Annotated in this window: 8 protein-coding genes; 1 reads left to right on the forward strand and 7 read right to left on the reverse strand. The window is 72.9% G+C overall.

What is annotated here, in order from left to right; all coding sequences use genetic code 11:
• Positions 1-41: 41 nt before the first annotated feature.
• From glgB to ACFVTF_RS30690, 4 genes are all read right to left on the reverse strand, one after another.
• Positions 42-2426, reverse strand: a complete 2385-nt coding sequence (gene glgB / locus ACFVTF_RS30675; protein WP_387817547.1) for a 1,4-alpha-glucan branching enzyme — start codon at positions 2424-2426, stop codon at positions 42-44.
• A 111-nt stretch (positions 2427-2537) separates the two neighbouring features.
• On the reverse strand, positions 2538-4028 hold the full coding sequence (locus ACFVTF_RS30680; protein ID WP_387817548.1) for a maltokinase: 1491 nt from the start codon (positions 4026-4028) through the stop codon (positions 2538-2540).
• A gap of 241 nt (positions 4029-4269) precedes the next feature.
• The gene (gene treS, locus ACFVTF_RS30685; protein ID WP_063347760.1) at positions 4270-5994 is read right to left on the reverse strand and encodes a maltose alpha-D-glucosyltransferase; all 1725 of its coding nucleotides are present in this window, start codon (positions 5992-5994) and stop codon (positions 4270-4272) included.
• Positions 5991-7946: an alpha-1,4-glucan--maltose-1-phosphate maltosyltransferase gene (locus ACFVTF_RS30690; RefSeq protein ID WP_371522674.1), complete on the reverse strand. Its 1956-nt coding sequence runs from the start codon at positions 7944-7946 to the stop codon at positions 5991-5993. The genes treS and ACFVTF_RS30690 overlap by 4 nt, the downstream gene beginning before the upstream one ends.
• Positions 7947-8955: 1009 nt before the next feature.
• Between ACFVTF_RS30690 and glgP the strand changes: the two genes are divergently transcribed.
• Positions 8956-11637, forward strand: coding sequence for an alpha-glucan family phosphorylase (gene glgP / locus ACFVTF_RS30695; RefSeq protein ID WP_371517093.1), 2682 nt, complete (start codon positions 8956-8958; stop codon positions 11635-11637).
• A gap of 34 nt (positions 11638-11671) precedes the next feature.
• On the opposite strand, the gene ACFVTF_RS30700 is transcribed toward glgP, so the two are convergent.
• From ACFVTF_RS30700 to glgX, 3 genes are all read right to left on the reverse strand, one after another.
• Positions 11672-13528 (reverse strand): ABC transporter ATP-binding protein, encoded by a 1857-nt coding sequence (locus tag ACFVTF_RS30700; RefSeq protein WP_387817549.1) that lies wholly within the window; start codon positions 13526-13528, stop codon positions 11672-11674.
• Positions 13525-15345 carry an ABC transporter ATP-binding protein gene (locus ACFVTF_RS30705; protein ID WP_387817550.1) on the reverse strand — a complete coding sequence of 607 codons (1821 nt, stop codon included), beginning with the start codon at positions 15343-15345 and terminating at the stop codon, positions 13525-13527. The genes ACFVTF_RS30700 and ACFVTF_RS30705 overlap by 4 nt, the downstream gene beginning before the upstream one ends.
• Before the next feature lie 168 nt (positions 15346-15513).
• Positions 15514-17721: a glycogen debranching protein GlgX gene (glgX, locus tag ACFVTF_RS30710; RefSeq protein ID WP_387817551.1), complete on the reverse strand. Its 2208-nt coding sequence runs from the start codon at positions 17719-17721 to the stop codon at positions 15514-15516.
• Positions 17722-17915 lie beyond the last annotated feature (194 nt).

Genomic DNA, 17915 nt, shown 5'->3' on the forward strand with positions numbered 1-17915 from the left:
GCTCGGACGCTCCGGTGCTCGGTGCTCTGGTGCTCAGGCCCTCAGCGGGCCGGGCGGAGCCAGAGGGTGGCGAGCGGGGGGAGGACCAGTTCGGCGGAGCGGGGCTGGTCGTGCCAGGGGGTCGGTTCGGCCTTGACCGGGTGGGAGTTGCCGATGCCGCCGCCGCCGTAGGCCTCGGCGTCGGTGTTGAGCAGTTCCTCCCACAGATGGTCGCGGCCGTCCAGGTCGGGCAGGCCGATCCGGTGGCCGTGCCGGACGACGGGGGAGAAGTTGCAGACCGCGACCAGCGGCGAGCCGTCGGCCGCGTACCGGACGAAGGAGAGCAGGTTGTCCTCGGCGGCGCCGCCGTCGAGCCAGCGGAAGCCGTCCGGGGTGGTGTCCCGCTCCCAGAGGGCGGGGGTGTCCAGGTAGTGCCGGTTGAGGTCGCGGACCAGCCGGCGGACGCCGCGGTGGTCCTGGTGGGCGGGCCACTGCTCGTCGAGCACCCACCACTGCGGGCCCTGCTCGTGGTCCCATTCCGCGCCCTGGGCGAACTCCTGTCCCATGAAGAGCAGTTGCTTGCCCGGGTGGGACCACATGAAGCCCAGGTAGGCGCGGTGGTTGGCGCGCTGCTGCCACCAGTCGCCGGGCATCTTGGAGACCAGCGCCTGCTTGCCGTGCACCACCTCGTCGTGCGAGATCGGCAGGACGTAGTTCTCCGAGTAGGCGTACACCATCGAGAAGGTGATCTCGTTGTGGTGGAACTTGCGGTGCACCGGCTCCTTGGACATGTAGACCAGCGAGTCGTGCATCCAGCCCATGTTCCACTTGAGCCCGAAGCCGAGGCCGCCGGCGTCGGTCGGGCGGGTGACGCCGTCCCAGGCGGTGGACTCCTCGGCGATGGTGACCACGCCGGGGCAGCGCCGGTAGACGGTGGCGTTCATCTCCTGGAGGAACGCGGCCGCGTCCGGGTTCTCCCGGCCGCCGTGCTGGTTGGGCGTCCAGGCGCCGCCCTCGCGGGAGTAGTCGAGGTAGAGCATGGAGGCGACGGCGTCCACCCGCAGGCCGTCGATGTGGAACTCCTCGCACCAGTAGACCGCGTTGGCGACGAGGAAGTTGCGCACCTCCGTGCGGCCGTAGTCGAACTCCAGGGTTCCCCAGTCGGGGTGTTCGGCGCGCAGCGGGTCGGCCGGCTCGTACAGCGGCTCGCCGTCGAAGCGGGCGAGTGCGAAGGCGTCCTTGGGGAAGTGGGCGGGCACCCAGTCGACGATCACGCCGATGCCGTGCCGGTGCAGGGTGTCGACCAGGTGGCGGAAGTCGTCGGGGCTGCCGAGCCGGGCGGTGGGGGCGTAGTAGCCGGACACCTGGTAGCCCCAGGAGCCGCCGAAGGGGTGCTCCATGACCGGCATGAACTCCACGTGGGTGAAGTTCAACTCCTTGAGGTAGCGCGGCAGTTCCTCGGCGATGGCGCGGTAGCCGGTGAGGTCGGGCCGCCAGGAGGCTAGGTGCAGCTCGTAGACGGACATCGGCGCCCGGTGGTGCGCGGCGCGGGCCCGGCGGGCCATCCACTCGCCGTCCTGCCAGCGGTAGTCGGAGGAGGTGACCACCGAGGCGGTGGCGGGCGGGCACTGGGCGGCCCGGGCGAGCGGGTCGGCCTTGTCGAGCACCCAGCCCTGTCGGGTGTGGATCTCGTACTTGTACGCGGCGCCCTCGGCGAGGCCCGGGACGAAGAGCTCCCAGATGCCGGACGAGCCGAGCGAGCGCATCGGGTGCCCGGTGCCGTCCCAGTGGTTGAAGTCGCCGATCAGCCGGACGCCGACGGCGTTCGGCGCCCAGACCGCGAAGGCGGTGCCGGCGACGCCGTCGACGGTGCGCACGTGCGAGCCGAGGGCCTGCCACAGCTGTTCGTGCCGGCCTTCGGAGATCAGGTGCAGGTCGAGTTCGCCGAGGGTGGGCGGGGTGCGGTAGCCGTCGTGCTGGGCCAGCGGCTCGCCGCCGGGGTAGGTCACCAGCAGCCGGTAGTCCACGGCGTCGGCGCCGGCCACCAGCCCGGTGAACAACCCGCCCTGCTGGTGGGTGAGTTCGGCCGGTCCCTGGGTGGTCTCGACGACCACCCGCTCGGCGAACGGGCGCAGCACCCGGATCGCGGTGCCGCCGTGCACCGGGTGCGCGCCGAGCAGGGCGTGCGGGTCGTGGTGCTGCCCGCCGACCAGCCGGTCCACCTCGGACGGCGGCAGCGGCGCCTCGGGCAGGCGCAGCGAGGCCGTGGGCGGAGCCGTGACCGGGGTGGACTGCGTGACCGGTACGGACTCCTCGGTCGGGGCGGGTTCGCCGCCCGGCGCGGACTCCTCGGCCGGGACGGGCTCGGGCCGGGGCGAGTCCGGGCCGGCCAGGAAGGTGGCCGGGACGGGGCGGGTGGTGCGGCCGGGCGGGTCGAGCGGCGTCACGGCTGGGTCCTCCTGCGACGGGGGGTGGGCTAACTCCAGGGCGGCGGAACCGGGGGTGCGGGTGGGGCAGGGGGGCGGGCAGGGCAGGGGGTGCGGGCGGGGCCGGGGCGGTCAGACGGTGAGGGCGAGCCGGTTGATCGCGGCGAGCGGGATCGGCAGCCAGCTCGGCCGGTGCCGGGCCTCGTACACGACCTCGTACACCGCCTTGTCGATCTCCAGGGCCCGCATCAGCTCCGGTGAGGCCGCCGGGTCGGCGCCGCCGCCGGCGGTGTAGCCGGCGCAGAAGGCGGTGCGGTTGCGCTGGGCCCAGGCGGCGGCGAGGTGGGCGAGCTCCGGGTCGACCGGGCCGCCGGCCAGCAGGTGGGCGGCCGCGTAGTCGAAGGAGCGGAGCATGGCGGCGACGTCGCGCAGCGCGGGCTGGGGTTCGCGGCGTTCGTTGACGGACTTGGCGGGTTCGCCCTCGAAGTCCAGCAGCACCCAGCCGTGCGGGGTGCGCATGGCCTGTCCGAGGTGCAGGTCGCCGTGGATGCGCTGGACGGGCAGGCCGTCGGGGTGGGCGTCGGCGAGTTGCTGGAAGGCGGTGCGCAGTGCGGCCCGGTAGCGCAGCAGGCCGGGGACGGCGGCGACGGCGCTGTCCAGCCGGTCGGCCATGGTGGTGGCGAGCCGGCTGGTCTGGGCGCGGTCGAGCCGGGCGACCGGCATCGAGCGGGCCAGGACCCGGTGGACTTCGGCGGTGGCCCGGCCGAGCCGGTGGGCCTCGATGGCGAAGTTGCCGGGGGAGGGGTCGCCCTTGAGCCGGCCGACCTGGTCGAGGGCGAGCTCCCAGCCGTCCTCGGCGTCCGGCAGGTAGCGCTGGAGCAGCCCGAGGGTGGCGGGTTCGGCGCGTTCCAGCCGGCTCTCGAACCAGGCGGCGACCCGGGGGATCCGGGTGGAGCCGGCCCGGGAGAGGGCGAGGGAGAGTTCGAGGTCGGGGTTGGTGCCGGGGTGGATGCGGCGGAACAGCTTGAGGATGTACGAGGTGCCGTAGATGACCGAGCTGTTGGACTGCTCGGCGGTGGAGGCGCGGCCCGGGAGGTTGGCGGGGAGCCCGGAGCCGGGGGTCCGGCGGAAGGACAGCGAGCCGAACCGGTCGCCGGTGGCGAGGTGTTCCAGCAGCCGCCCGGTGAGTTCGGGGTCGTGGACGGCGTCGTAGAGCGCCGCGCCGTCGTACGGGCCCTGGCTGAGCCGGCCGAGCACGGCGCTGGGCTCGATGTCCGCGGGCCCCTCCGAGCGGATGCCGAGCAGGAGTTGGTAGATGTCGCCGTGCGGGGCGCCGGCCGTGGTGGCGTGCTCGACCCGCAGCAGCAGGTGCAGCAGGGCGGGGTCGCCGACCTGGAGCGGGGTTCCGACCATCGGGGTGAGGCCGGTGATGGGCCGTCCCTTTCCGGCGTACCACCGCTGGGTGGGGAGCCACTCGGCGATCAGCGGCAGCGCGGCCTGGACGAGTTCGCTGACCCCCAGGGCGGTTCTCCGGGCCCCGGTGCTCCGCGCGCCCGCCGGTGCGGCGGGGTCGGCGGGGGCGTCCTGCTGCACATGGGCTTGAGAACGGGAGGTTTCGGACATGACTCCCTTTCCCCGGAAGCGGGCGGACTGCCCGACGGGTCTGGCCGGGTCCGTCAGTCTTCCGGATTTCGGCGGCGCGGCGGCGGCGGCACGCGAGCGGGGCTCAGGTGTCACGCCTTCGTGTGGGTGGCCGTTGGGCTGTTCTCCGTACGCGGCGGTGCAGAGAACTCCGGGGGCGCAGGGGTTCAACTCGCGCCCCCGGAGGGTCTGGTGGTGCTGTGGGGCAGGGTGTGGCGGATCGTTACTTCGAGCGCCTGGTCCCGCTCAGTCGCGGCGGCTGCCGGAGCTGGAACCAGTAGAAGCCGTGGCCGGCCAGCGTGAGCAGGTAGGGCCACTCGCCGATGGAGGGGAAGCGCACCCCGCCGATCAGCTCGACCGGGTACCGTCCGCCGTACTGCCGCAGATCCAGCTCGGTCGGCTGCGCGAACCGCGAGAAGTTGTTCACGCACATGACCAGGTCCCCCTCGTGTTCGCGCACGAAGGCCAGCACGGCGGGGTTGCTGGAGGGCAGTTCGGTGTACGTGCCGAGGCCGAACGCCGGATTGAGCTTGCGGATCTCGATCATGCGACGCGTCCAGTGCAGCAGCGAACTCGAACTGCTCTGCTGTGCCTCGACGTTGGTCACCTGGTAGCCGTACACCGGGTCCATGATGGGCGGCAGACTGAGCCTGCCCGGGTCGGCGGAGGAGAAACCCGCGTTGCGGTCCGGGGTCCACTGCATCGGCGTGCGCACGCCGTCCCGGTCGCCGAGCCAGATGTTGTCGCCCATGCCGATCTCGTCCCCGTAGTAGAGGACCGGCGAGCCGGGCAGCGAGAACAGCAGGGCGGTGAACAGCTCGATCTGGTTGCGGTCGTTCTCCAGCAGCGGGGCGAGCCGGCGGCGGATGCCCACGTTGGCGCGCATCCGGGGGTCCTTGGCGTACTCCGCGTACATGTAGTCGCGCTCCTCGTCGGTGACCATCTCCAGGGTCAGCTCGTCGTGGTTGCGCAGGAAGATGCCCCACTGGCAGCCGCCGGGGATCTGCGGGGTCTTGCTGAGGATCTCCGACACCGGGTAGCGGGACTCCCGCCGCACGGCCATGAAGATCCGGGGCATCACCGGGAAGTGGAACGCCATGTGGCACTCGTCGCCGCCCGCGGTGAAGTCGCCGAAGTAGTCGACGACGTCCTCGGGCCACTGGTTGGCCTCGGCCAGCAGCACGGTGTCGGGGTAGTCGGCGTCGATCTCCTTGCGGACCCGCTGGAGGAACTCGTGGGTCTCCGGCAGGTTCTCGCAGTTGGTGCCCTCGCGGGCGAACAGGTACGGCACCGCGTCCAGCCGGAAGCCGTCGATGCCGAGGTCGAGCCAGAACCGCAGTCCGGCGATCATCTCCTGCTGGACGCGGGGGTTGTCGTAGTTGAGGTCCGGCTGGTGGGAGAAGAACCGGTGCCAGAAGTACTGCTTGCGGACCGGGTCGTAGGTCCAGTTGGAGGTCTCGGTGTCGACGAAGATGATCCGGGCGTCCGGGTACTGCTTGTCGTCGTCGGCCCACATGTAGAAGTCGCCGTACGGGCCGTCCGGGTCCGTCCGGGAGGCCTGGAACCACGGGTGCTGGTCGCTGGTGTGGTTCATGACGAAGTCGATGATCACGCGCATGCCGCGGGCGTGCGCGGCGTCGACGAACTCCATGAAGTCGGCGAGGTCGCCGAACTCCGGCAGCACCGACTTGTAGTCGGCCACGTCGTACCCGCCGTCGCGCAGCGGCGAGGCGAAGAACGGCGGGAGCCAGAGGCAGTCGACCCCGAGCCACTGCAGGTAGTCGAGTTTGGTGGTGAGCCCCTTCAGGTCCCCGACCCCGTCGCCGTTGCTGTCCTGGAAGGACCGCACCAGCACCTCGTAGAAGACCGCACGCTTGAACCACTCCGGGTCCAGGTTCTTCTTCGAGGTCTCCGGGAAGGTGTCGGGGACGGGCTCGTTCACAGTCACGCTGGGTTCCTCCGAACCGTGAGGAGGTGAGCCGGCTCGGCTGAGGGATCGAGCCGGACGTAGTTGTGCCGGCCCCAGGTGTAGACGGCGCCGGTGAGCTCGTCGTGCACCGCGTACGGGCCGTCGCCGTCGAGGGTGACGGTGGCCTCCTGGACGTGGTGCGGGTCGAGGTTGACCACGGTGACGACCTGGTCGGTGAGGCCCTCGGGGGTGGTCGCGCTCTTGGAGTAGGCGAGCACCTGGTCGTTGTCGGTGGGGTGGAAGCGCAGGTTGCGCAGCTGCTGGAGGGCCGGGTGGCGCCGGCGCAGCCGGTTCAGCACGGTGAGCAGCGGGGCGAGGGAGTCGGTGCGGGTCCAGTCGCGCGGGCGCAGCTCGTACTTCTCCGAGTGCAGGTACTCCTCGGAGCCGGGGTGGGCCGGCTCGTCCTCGTACAGCTCGAAGCCGGCGTAGACGCCGTAGCTGGGGGCGAGGGTGGCGGCGAGCACGGCGCGGACCGCGAACGCGGCGCGGCCGCCGTGCTGGAGGTAGCCGTGCAGGATGTCCGGGGTGTTGGCGAAGAAGTTGGGCCGCATGTAGGCGGCGGCGTCACCGGTGAGTTCGGTGAGGTACTCGGTGAGTTCCGGCTTGGTGGTGCGCCAGGTGAAGTACGTGTACGACTGGTGGAAACCGATCTTCCCCAGGGTGTGCATCATCGCGGGGCGGGTGAAGGCCTCCGCCAGGAACACGACGTCCGGGTCGGTGCGGGCGATGTCGGCGAGCACCTTCTCCCAGAACGCCACGGGTTTGGTGTGCGGGTTGTCGACCCGGAAGATCCGAACGCCGTGGGACATCCAGAACCGGAGGATCCGGATGGTTTCCTTGACGATTCCTTCCATGTCCTGGTCGAAGTTGATCGGATAGATGTCCTGGTACTTCTTCGGCGGGTTCTCGGCGTACGCGATGGTGCCGTCCGCGCGGTGGCTGAACCATTCCGGGTGCTTGTTCACCCACGGGTGGTCGGGGGAGCACTGGAGGGCGAAGTCCAGCGCCACCTCCAGGTGCAGGGCCTCGGCCTCGGCGACGAAGTGGTCGAAGTCCTCGATCGTGCCGAGGTCGGGGTGGACGGCGTCGTGGCCGCCCTCGGGGGAGCCGATCGCCCAGGGCGAGCCGACGTCGTGCGGACCGGCCGTCAGGGCGTTGTCCGGCCCCTTGCGGAAGGCTCGTCCGATCGGGTGCACCGGCGGCAGGTAGACCACGTCGAAGCCCATCGCGGCGACGGCCGGCAGCCGCTCGGCGGCGGTGCGCAGGGTGCCCGAACGCGGCGGCTCGACGCCGCTCGGGTCCACCACCGCACCCTCCGAGCGGGGGAAGAACTCGTACCAGGAGCCGTACAGCGCGCGCTCGCGGTCCACCTGGAGCGGCAGCGGGCGGGAGGCGCTGAGCAGTTCGCGCAGCGGGTACCGGGACAGCAGGTCCAGCACCTCGGGGGCGAGCGCGGCGGCCAGCCGGGACAGCGGCGGCAGGCCGGGGTCGCGCAGCGCGTCGGCGGCCGCCAGCACGTGCGCGCGGCCCTCCTTCTTCGGCACGCCGACCGCGGCCTGCTCCAGCAGCCGGGCGCCGTCCTCCAGGACCAGCGCGGTGTCGATCCCGGCGGGCAGCTTCACGGCGGCGGTCCGGCGCCAGGTGGCGACCGGGTCGCTCCACGCCTCGACCAGGTACGACCAGCGGCCGGGCGCGGTCGGGGTGACGTGCGCGCCCCAGCGGTCGGTGCCCTCGGCCAGCTCGCGCATCGGCGTCCACGGGCCGCCGCGGCCGCGCGGGTCGCGCAGCACCACGTTGGCGTTGACGGCGTCGTGGCCCTCGCGGAACACGGTCGCGGTGACCAGGAAGGTCTCGCCGACGACGGCCTTGGCCGGGCGGCGGCCGGAGTCGACGAGGGGGCTGACGTCCAGGACGGGGATGCGGCCGATCACGGTGTCGCTCTCTGTCGTCTTGCGGGCGGCGGGCTTGCGGGCGGAGGCCTTGCGCGGCGCGGCGCCGGAGGCGCCCTCGGCGGTGGTCCCGGCGGTCCCGGCGGCGTCGGCGGTGGCCTTCGCGGTGGCGGCGGCGCGGCGCGTGGTGGTGGTGCGCCTGCGCGGTGCCGCGGTCCGGCCCTCTTCGACCCCGGGTTGTCGGGCCGCTTCGGCCGGCTCGGTGCGGACCGCCCCGGCGGCCCGCGGCGCCGGCATCGCCGGATCCGTCCGAGTGTCAGAATCCATCCGTCCGGCGGATTCCGCGACCGCTGCGTCGTGGCTGTCGGCCACCGGTGTGGACTGGTCCCGCGTGTCGCCGTGCATGTCAAACTCCTGCCCGAGATCGGCGGCAGCTCCCGCGGGCCGGGGATGGGCCAGGGGAGTACCGGGAGGACTGCTGGGTGGGGAGGACGTGCGACCGGAAGCCTGCCCGCGCCGCCGTCCCCGGCAACCTGCCCGGCGCCCGCCGAGCCCTCGACGGGGGGCCCTGGAGCCGCGCGCGTCCCGGCGCGCGCCTCCAGGGGGCACGCCCCTGGGCGACCCGGTCGACCCGTGAACGAGCAGGCCGAGTACGAGGACACGCGTCGGTGCGAGGTGAGCGCCGAATGGGCTAAGAAGAAGGGGAACGATCAACGCGAAAAGGATTCGGACGTGCTGCTTCAAGGCGGACGCCACCCGCCGCCGCACTCCCCGCAGCATCAACGACCTTGAGTCATCCTCGCACCGGGGACAAGACTTTTGCAGCGGTACGACAGTAGTTTCGGGCTTTGTCCTGAGCGGATGAGCCATCGGAAATGGACCTGTTCCGCAGTGTTCATGCATTGGTAGCGCAGGACCCCGGAAATGTGCGCCGCGCGCGCCCCCCGTGCAGACCAATGCGCCGAATGCGATCTCATCAATAGGCCGAACGGATGCCCAATAGCCCACTTGACGCACTGTCATGACGGACATCGCGGCTACGCTTCACGCCGTGAAGGCAATCCGCAGATTCACCGTCCGCACCGTCCTGCCCGAACAACTCCAGCCGCTGCACGAGCTGGCCCTCAACCTGCGCTGGTCCTGGCACCCCGAGACCAGGGACCTCTTCCGGTCCGTGGACCCGGAGGTCTGGGCCGCGACCGGCGAGGACCCGGTGCGGCTGCTCGGGGAGGTCCCGGCCGCCCGGCTCGCCGCCCTCGCCGCCGACCGGCGGTTCCTGCGCAGACTCGGCGACCTCGCCGACGACCTGCGCGAGTACCTCAGCGGCCCGCGCTGGTACCAGGCCCAGCAGGAGGCCGGCGCCACCCCGCCGCCCGCCGCCATCGCCTACTTCTCCCCCGAGTACGGCATCGCCGCCGCGCTGCCCCAGTACTCCGGCGGGCTCGGCATCCTGGCCGGCGACCACCTCAAGGCCGCCAGCGACCTCGGCGTCCCGGTCATCGGCGTCGGCCTGTTCTACCGGCACGGCTACTTCCGGCAGTCCCTCAACCGGGACGGCTGGCAGCAGGAGCGCTACCCGCTGCTCGATCCGGACGAACTCGCGGTCAGCCTGCTCCGGGAGGACGACGGCACCCCCGGCCGGGTCGACCTCGCCCTGCCCGGCGGCCGCACCCTCGCCGCGCACATCTGGAAGGCCCAGGTCGGACGGGTCCCGCTGCTGCTCCTCGACTCCGACATCGAGGCCAACTCGCCCGCCGAGCGCGACGTCACCGACCGGCTCTACGGCGGCGGCAGCGAACACCGGCTGCTCCAGGAGATGCTGCTCGGCATCGGCGGCGTCCGCGCCGTCCGCGCCTACTGCCGGCTCACCGGGCACCCCGCCCCCGAGGTGTTCCACACCAACGAGGGCCACGCGGGCTTCCTCGGCGTCGAACGGATCCGCGAGCTGGTCGCCACCGGCTCACCCGGCCCCGACAGCGTCGGCCTGGACTTCGCCGCCGCCCTGGAGTCCGTCCGGGCCGGCACCCTGTTCACCACCCACACGCCCGTCCCGGCCGGCATCGACCGCTTCGACCGCGAGCTGGTCGCCCGCCACTTCAGCGGCGACGCCGCGCTGCCGGGCGTCCCGGTCGAGCCGGTGCTCGCGCTCGGCGCCGAGACCTGGCCCGGCGGGGACCCGAAGCTCTTCAACATGGCCGCCATGGGCCTGCGGCTCGCCCAGCGCGCCAACGGGGTCTCCACCCTGCACGGCGAGGTCAGCCGCTCCATGTTCAACGGCCTCTGGCCCGGCTTCGACGCCACCGAGGTGCCGATCACCTCCGTCACCAACGGCGTCCACGCCGCCACCTGGATCGACCCGGCGGTCGTGCGGCTCGGCGCCGCCGAGATCGGCGCCGACCGCGCCGAGGACGCCATGACCACCGGCGACGCCAAGCGCTGGACGGGCCTGGAGCGGATCGGCAACACCGAGATCTGGGACCTGCGCCGCAGCCTGCGCGCCCAGCTGGTCGACGAGGCCCGCCGCCGGCTGCGCGACTCCTGGCGCCAGCGCGGCGCCGGCGAGGCCGAACTCGGCTGGGTCTCCTCGGTGCTCGACCCCGACGTGCTCACCATCGGCTTCGCCCGCCGGGTGCCCTCGTACAAGCGGCTCACCCTGATGCTGCGCGACCCGGACCGGCTGCGCGCCCTGCTGCTGCACCCCGTCCGGCCGGTGCAGATCGTGGTCGCCGGCAAGGCCCACCCGGCCGACGACGGCGGCAAGCGGCTGATCCAGCAGATGGTCGCCTTCGCCGACGACCCGGCCGTCCGGCACCGGATCGTCTTCCTGCCGGACTACGACATGGCGATGGCCCGGCACCTCTACCCGGGCTGCGACGTCTGGCTGAACAACCCGCTGCGCCCGCTGGAGGCCTGCGGCACCTCCGGGATGAAGGCCGCGCTCAACGGCTGCCTCAACCTGTCCGTCCTGGACGGCTGGTGGGACGAGTGGTACGACGGCCAGAACGGCTGGGCGATCCCCACCGCCGACGAGACCGGCGGCGTGCTCGACCCGGAGAGCAGCGAGGCCGAGCGCCGCGACGACATCGAGGCCGCCGCGCTGTACGACCTGATCGAGGACCAGGTCGCCGGCCGGTTCTACGACCGGGGCACGGACGGGCTGCCGCACCGCTGGATCGCCATGGTCCGGCACACCCTCGTCACCCTCGGCCCCAAGGTGCTGGCCGGGCGGATGGTCCGCGAGTACGTCGAACGGCTGTACACCCCGGCGGCGCTGGCCCAGCGGGAGCTGGCGGCGGCGGAGCACCACGGCGCCCTGGAGCTGGCGGCCTGGAAGGCGAAGGTCCGGGAGGCCTGGCCGGCCGTCCGGGTCGAGCACGTCGAGGCGGACTGTCCGGACGAGGCGCAGGAGCTGGGCAGCTCGCTGGCGCTGCGGGTGCAGGTCGCGCTCGGGGCGCTGGAACCGGGCGACGTCGAGGTGCAGGCGGTGTCCGGCCGGGTGGACGAGACGGACGGCATCTCGGACGGCTGCGTGCTCGCCCTCAAGCCGGTCGGCGGGTCCGACCTGGACGGCCGGACCCGCTACGAGGGCTCGCTGGAGCTGTGCCGGACCGGCCCGTTCGGCTACACCGTCCGGGTGCTGCCGGCCCACCCCCGGCTGGCCTCCCCGGCGGAGCTGGGGCTGGTGGCCCTGCCCGCCGAGTCGTCGGGGATGGACGCGGGGGTGCTGCGCTGAGGCCCTGCCGCGGGGAGCGCCGAACCAGGACGACCTAGACCAGGCTGTCCCGCCAGGCCTGGTGGAGGGCGGCGAAGCGGCCGGATCCGTCGATCAGCTCCTGTGGGGAGCCGTCCTCGACGATCCGGCCCTGGTCCATCACCAGGACGCGGTCGGCGATCTCCACGGTGGAGAGCCGGTGCGCGATGATCACCGCCGTCCGGCCGGCCAGCACCGTGCGCATGGCCCGCTGGACGGCCTGCTCGCCGGGGACGTCCAGCGAGCTGGTCGCCTCGTCGAGGATCAGCACCGCCGGGTCGGCGAGCAGGGCGCGGGCGAAGGCGACCAGCTGGCGCTGCCCGGCGGAGATCCGGCCGCCGCGCTTGCGCACGTCGGTGTCGAAGCCGTCCGGGAGCGCGGCGATGAACTCGTACGCGCCGATGTCCCGGGCGGCCTGCTCGACCTCCTCGCGGGCGGCGCCGGGGCGGCCGATGGCGATGTTCTCGGCGACGGTGCCGGAGAACAGGAAGGACTCCTGGGTCACCATCACCACGCCGCGCCGCAGCTCGGGGGTGGCGAGGTCGCGCAGGTCCACGCCGTCCAGCCGGATCCGGCCGTCGGTCGGGTCGTAGAAGCGGGCCAGCAGCTTGGCGACCGTCGACTTCCCGGCGCCGGTCGCGCCGACCACCGCCACCGTCTGCCCGGCCGGGATCACCAGGTCGAACGGCGGCAGCACCTGCTTGCCGGTGCGGTAGGCGAAACGGGTCTCCTCGAAGCGGACCTCGCGCCCCTTGCCGGCGGCCTGCGGCAGTTCGGCGGGCGCGGCCGGTTCGGCGACGGTCGGCTCGTGGGCGAGCAGGCCGGCGATCTTCTCCAGCGCGGCGGCGGCCGACTGGTAGCTGTTCAGGAACATCGCCAGCTGGTCGATCGGGTCGTAGAGCCGGCGCAGGTAGAGCACGAAGGCGGTGAGCACGCCCAGCTCGACCGTGCCGTCGGCGACCAGGTAGGCGGCGAGCAGCACCACGCCGGTGGTCCACAGGTTGGCGGTGACGCGGGAGAGGCCGACGTAGCGGGCGATCTCCAGCAGGCCGTCCGCCGTCGCGGTGGCGGACTGCCGGTTGACCACGGCGAAGGCCTCGTCGTTGGCCTTCTCGCGGCGGAAGGCCTGCACCGGGCGGATGCCGTTCATGGTCTCGGTGAAGCGGACGATCAGCGAGGCGGCCGAGGTGCGGGAGCGGCGGTAGACCCGGCGCGAGCGGCTGCGGAAGGAGCGGGCGATCAGCGCCAGCGGCAGGATCGACGCCAGCGAGACCAGGCCGAGCCGCCAGTCCAGCACCAGCAGCAGCACCGAGATGTAGCAGACCGACAGGAGGACGGTCAGCAGCTCCTGGAGGCCCTCGGAGAGCAGCTCGCGCAGCGCGTCCACGTCGCTGGTGGCGCGGGAGATGATCCGGCCCGAGGTGTAGCGCTCGTGGAAGTCCAGGCTCAGCCGCTGGGCGTGCCGGAAGATCCGGCCGCGCAGCTCCAGCAGGATGTCCTGGTTGACCCGGGCGCTGATCTTGATGAACGCCCACTGCAGCAGCAGGCTGAGCAGCGCGCAGCCCAGGTAGGCGCAGACCACCGCGACCAGCGGGCCGCTGTCGCTCTCGCGCAGCGCCGGGATGCCGCGGTCCATCGCGATGGCGACCAGCAGCGGGCCGGACTGCAGGGCCGCCTGCTGGACGAGGATCACCAGCATCGCGACGGCGATCCGGGCCCGGTGCGGGCCGAGCAGCGAGCGCAGCAGCGCCCGGGGCGCGCCGGGTGGGACGGGGATGTCCTCCTCGTCGGCCGGGGGCGGCGGCAGCTGTTCCTCGACCGGCTCGGCGGTCTCCCGTTCGGCGGGGCCGACGGGCGAGATGGTGGTGGTCATCGGGTGGTGCCCCCCTCGGAGACCAGGACGGCCTCGGGCGTCGGGGCGGACTCGCCCGACATCAGTTCGCGGTAGTGCGCGCAGTCGCGCAGCAGGTCCTGGTGGGTGCCGACGGCCTCGATCCGGCCGTCGGAGAGCACCGCGACCCGGTCGGCGAGCAGCACGGTGCTCGGGCGGTGGGCGACCACCAGGGCGGTGGTGGCGCCGAGGACCTGGCGCAGCGCCCGTTCGACCAGGGCCTCGGTGTGCACGTCGAGGGCGGAGAGCGGGTCGTCCAGCATCAGGAAGGCCGGGTCGCCGACCACCGCACGGGCCAGGGCGAGGCGCTGGCGCTGGCCGCCGGACAGGCTCAGGCCCTGCTCGCCGACCTCGGTGTCCACGCCGTCCGGGAGCTTCTCCACGAAGGAGGCCTGGGCGGTGGCCAGGGCGGCGCGCAGCTGCCGGTCGTCCGCGCCCGGGGCGCCCATCAGGACGTTCTCCCGGACGGTGGCGGAGAACAGGGTGGGCTCCTCGAAGGCGACCGCGACCAGCTCGCGCAGCCGCTCCCGGGGGAGGTCGCGGATGTCCCGGCCGTCCAGGGTGATGGTGCCGGCGGTGGCCTCGTACAGGCGGGGGAGCAGTGCGGTGAGCGTGGTCTTGCCGCTGCCGGTGGCGCCGACCAGGGCCATCGTCTCGCCGCTGCGGATGTGCAGGTCGATGCCGGCCAGCAGGTCGGGGGTGTCGTCGGGGGCGTCGGGGTAGCGGAAGCGGACGCCGGTGAAGCGGATGCCGTCGGGGGTGGTGCCGAGTCCTTCGGCGGTGCCCGGGTCGGCGGTCTCGGGCTCGTCCAGCACCTCGAAGAAGCGGTCGGTGGCGGTGGCGGCCTCGTTGGCGTAGGCGAGCAGCCAGCCCAGGGACTCGACGGGCCAGCGCAGCGCCAGCGCGGTGGAGAGGAAGGCGACCAGGGTGCCGGCGCTCAGCTCGTCGTGGGCGACCAGGTAGGCGCCGGCGGCGAGGGCGCAGCCGAGGGCGATCTCGGGCAGGCCGACGATCACCGCCCAGAGGTTGGCGAGCAGCCCGGCCTTGCGCAGTTCGGTGCGGCGCAGGTCGTGGGTCTGGGCGCGGAAGCGCTCGGCCATCGTGCGGTGGCGGCCGAAGGCCTTGAGGATGCGGATGCCGAGGACGGACTCCTCGATGACGGTGGCGAGGTCGCCGTTCTGGTCCTGGGCGCGGCGGGAGGCGCCCGAGTAGCCGGCCTCGAACCGCCGGGTGAGCACGAACAGCGGGACGGCGGGCAGCAGGATGATCAGGGCGAGCCGCCAGTCCTGGGTGAACATCACCGCCGTGCCGGCGAGGAACATCACCGAGTTGACGACCAGGAAGACCAGCGGGAAGGCCAGAAACAGCCGCATGGTGTACATGTCGGCGGTGGCCCGGGAGAGCAGCTGGCCGGATCCCCAGCGCTCGTGGAAGGAGATCGGCAGCCGCTGGAGCTTGGCGAAGAGGTCGCCGCGCATGGCCGTCTCCAGCCCGGCCAGCGGGCGGGCCAGGACCACCCGTCGGGTGTAGAACAGCGCGGCCTCGACCAGTCCGAGGACCAGCAGCAGGCCGATCAGCGGCCAGAGCCCGCTCAGGTCGTGTTCGGCGAGCGGGCCGTCGACGATCCGGCCGAGGACCAGCGGGACGCCGAGGACGCTCAGCATGGCGACCAGGGCGGCGGCCACCGAGGTGGCCAACCGGCGGCGGACGGCTCGGGCGTAGGGCCACAGGCGGAGTAGGGAGCGGACCGTGGAGCGGTGCCCGGTCGCGGTGTCGTCGTCTTGTCGGTTCTCGGCCATCGTCGTGAGGGTAGGACGAGGGCGCGTCATTTCTCATCAGGTTTTTCACCCCTGACAGAACACTTCGGCGAGAACCGGCCACCCGTACGGGTGGGGCGCGGGTGAACAGCGGGGCGCGTGGGGCCGGCCGCACGGGCCGGAGTGCGCCGCTCGCGCGGCCGACACCGCTCAGGTCGTGGCGGCGGGCGCGCGCAGCAGCCGCAGCGAGCGCCCGGCCAGCAGCGTCGCGCCCTGCGGACAGGGATCGCCGCCGCCCTCGACGGCGGTGTCGACCACCGTCTCGTACGCCTCCTCCGGCGCGGCCCAGGGCTCGCCGGGGAGGGTGAACAGCACCGGTTCGTGGCCGGCGTTGAGCAGCAGCAGGAAGCTGTCGTCCAGCGTCGGCCGTCCGGCCTCGTCCCGTTCGGACATCGCGGTGCCGGACAACAGCATGCCCAGGCAGGCGGTCGGGGTGAACCAGTCGGCCTCGGTCATCTCCTTGCCCAGCGGCGTGAACCAGGCGAGGTCCGGCTGGCCGCCCGGGGCGGCGGCCCGGCCGGAGAAGAACGCCCGCTGCCGCAGCACGGGGTGGGCCCGGCGCAGCCGGATCAGCCGGGCGGTCAGCTCGCACAGCCCGCGCCAGCGGGGATCCGCCAGGAGCGACCAGTCCAGCCAGCCGAGCTCGTTGTCCTGGCAGTAGGCGTTGTTGTTGCCGCCCTGGGTGCGGCCCAGCTCGTCCCCGGAGGTGAGCATCGGGACGCCGGTGGAGAGCAGCAGCGTGGCCAGCAGGTTGCGCAGTTGGCGCAGCCGCAGGGCGTTCACCTCCGGGTCGGTGGTCTCGCCCTCGACGCCGTGGTTCCAGGACCGGTTGTCGTCGGTGCCGTCCCGGTTGGCCTCGCCGTTGGCCTCGTTGTGCTTGCGGTCGTAGCTGACCAGGTCGCGCAGCGTGAAACCGTCGTGCGCGGTCACGTAGTTGACGGAGGCGTACGGGCGGCGGCCGCCGCGCTGGTAGAGGTCGGAGGAGCCGGACAGCCGGTAGCCCAGCTCGCGGACGTCCGGGCGGGCACCGCGCCAGAAGTCCCGCACGGTGTCCCGGTACTTGTCGTTCCACTCGGCCCACAGCGGGGGGAAGCCGCCGACCTGGTAGCCGCCCGGGCCGACGTCCCAGGGCTCGGCGATCAGCTTCACCCGGCTGAGCAGCGGGTCCTGGGAGACGGCGGCGAGGAAGGGGTGGTCCATGTCGACCCCGTCGGTGCCGCGGGCGAGGGCGGCGGCGAGGTCGAAGCGGAAGCCGTCCACGCCCATCTCGGTGACCCAGTACCGCAGCGAGTCGGTGACCAGCCGGACCACCTGCGGGCGGCGGGTGTCCAGGGTGTTGCCGCAGCCGGTGAAGTCGGCGTAGCCGCGCGGGCGGTGCGGGGCCTGGCGGTAGTAGGCGGTGTTGTCGATGCCGCGCAGCGAGAGCATCGGGCCGAGTTCGGCGCCCTCCGCGGTGTGGTTGAACACCACGTCGAGGATCACCTCGATCCCGGCGGCGTGCAGGGCGCGGACCATCCGCTTGAACTCGCCGACCTGGCCGCCGCGCGAGCCGGCCGCCGAGTAGCCGGCGTGCGGGGCGAAGTAGCCGATCGTGTTGTAGCCCCAGTAGTTGACCAGGCCGCGCGACTGGAGGTGGTCCTCGCTGGCGTACTGGTGCACCGGCAGCAACTCGACGGCGGTCACGCCGAGGCGGGTCAGGTGGGCGACGGCGGCCGGGTGGGCCAGGCCCGCGTAGGTGCCGCGGAGCTCCGGCGGGATGTCGGGGTGGCGCATGGTGAAGCCGCGCACGTGCAGTTCGTAGAGCACCGTCTCGGCCCACGGGGTCTTCGGGCGGTGGTCGTCGTACCAGTCGTCGTCGTCGTGGACGACCACGGATCTGGGCACGTAGCGGGCGGAGTCGCGGTTGTCCCGGACGGTGTCGGCGACGTCCGCCTCCGGCCAGTTGCGGACGGCGGCGCAGACCGCGTCGTGGCTGGTGTAACAGCCGTCCACGGCACGGGCGTACGGGTCGAGCAGCAGCTTCGCCGGGTTCCAGCGGGCGCCGGTCCACGGGTCCCACCGGCCGTGCACGCGGAAGCCGTACCGGGTGCCGGGGCGGACGCCGGGCAGGAAGCCGTGCCAGGTCTGGAAGTCCTGCTCGGTGAGGCGGTGCCGGGCCTCCCGGCCGTCCTCGTCGAACAGGCAGAGGTCGACCGCCTCGGCGCCGGCCGCCCAGAGCGCGAAGTTGGTGCCCTGGCGGCCCTGTTGGTCGGTCCGGAAGCGGGCGCCGAGCGGCTGCCAGCTGCCGGGCCACGGTGGCTCGGCGGTGTCCCCGCCGGGCGGCCGCACTCCGGCTTCCAGCTCCTGCCCTGACGCCATGGCCGCACCCTCCCTGGACGGGGTGTCCCGGACCCCGTTCACTTCCTCTTTCCCGGATTGCGCAGATCGGAAGCGGCTGAACGGGGGCTTACCGGCGGATGGCGGCCGATGGATGGGGGGATTTCGCGCGGCCGCGCGTGTCCCCGCCGTGATTGCCCTCGTTGTTCCCGGTATCGGGCGGTCCCGGTACCGGA

The sequence above is a fragment of the Kitasatospora sp. NPDC057940 genome (assembly GCF_042887425.1).
Classification (GTDB): Bacteria; Actinomycetota; Actinomycetes; order Streptomycetales; family Streptomycetaceae; genus Kitasatospora.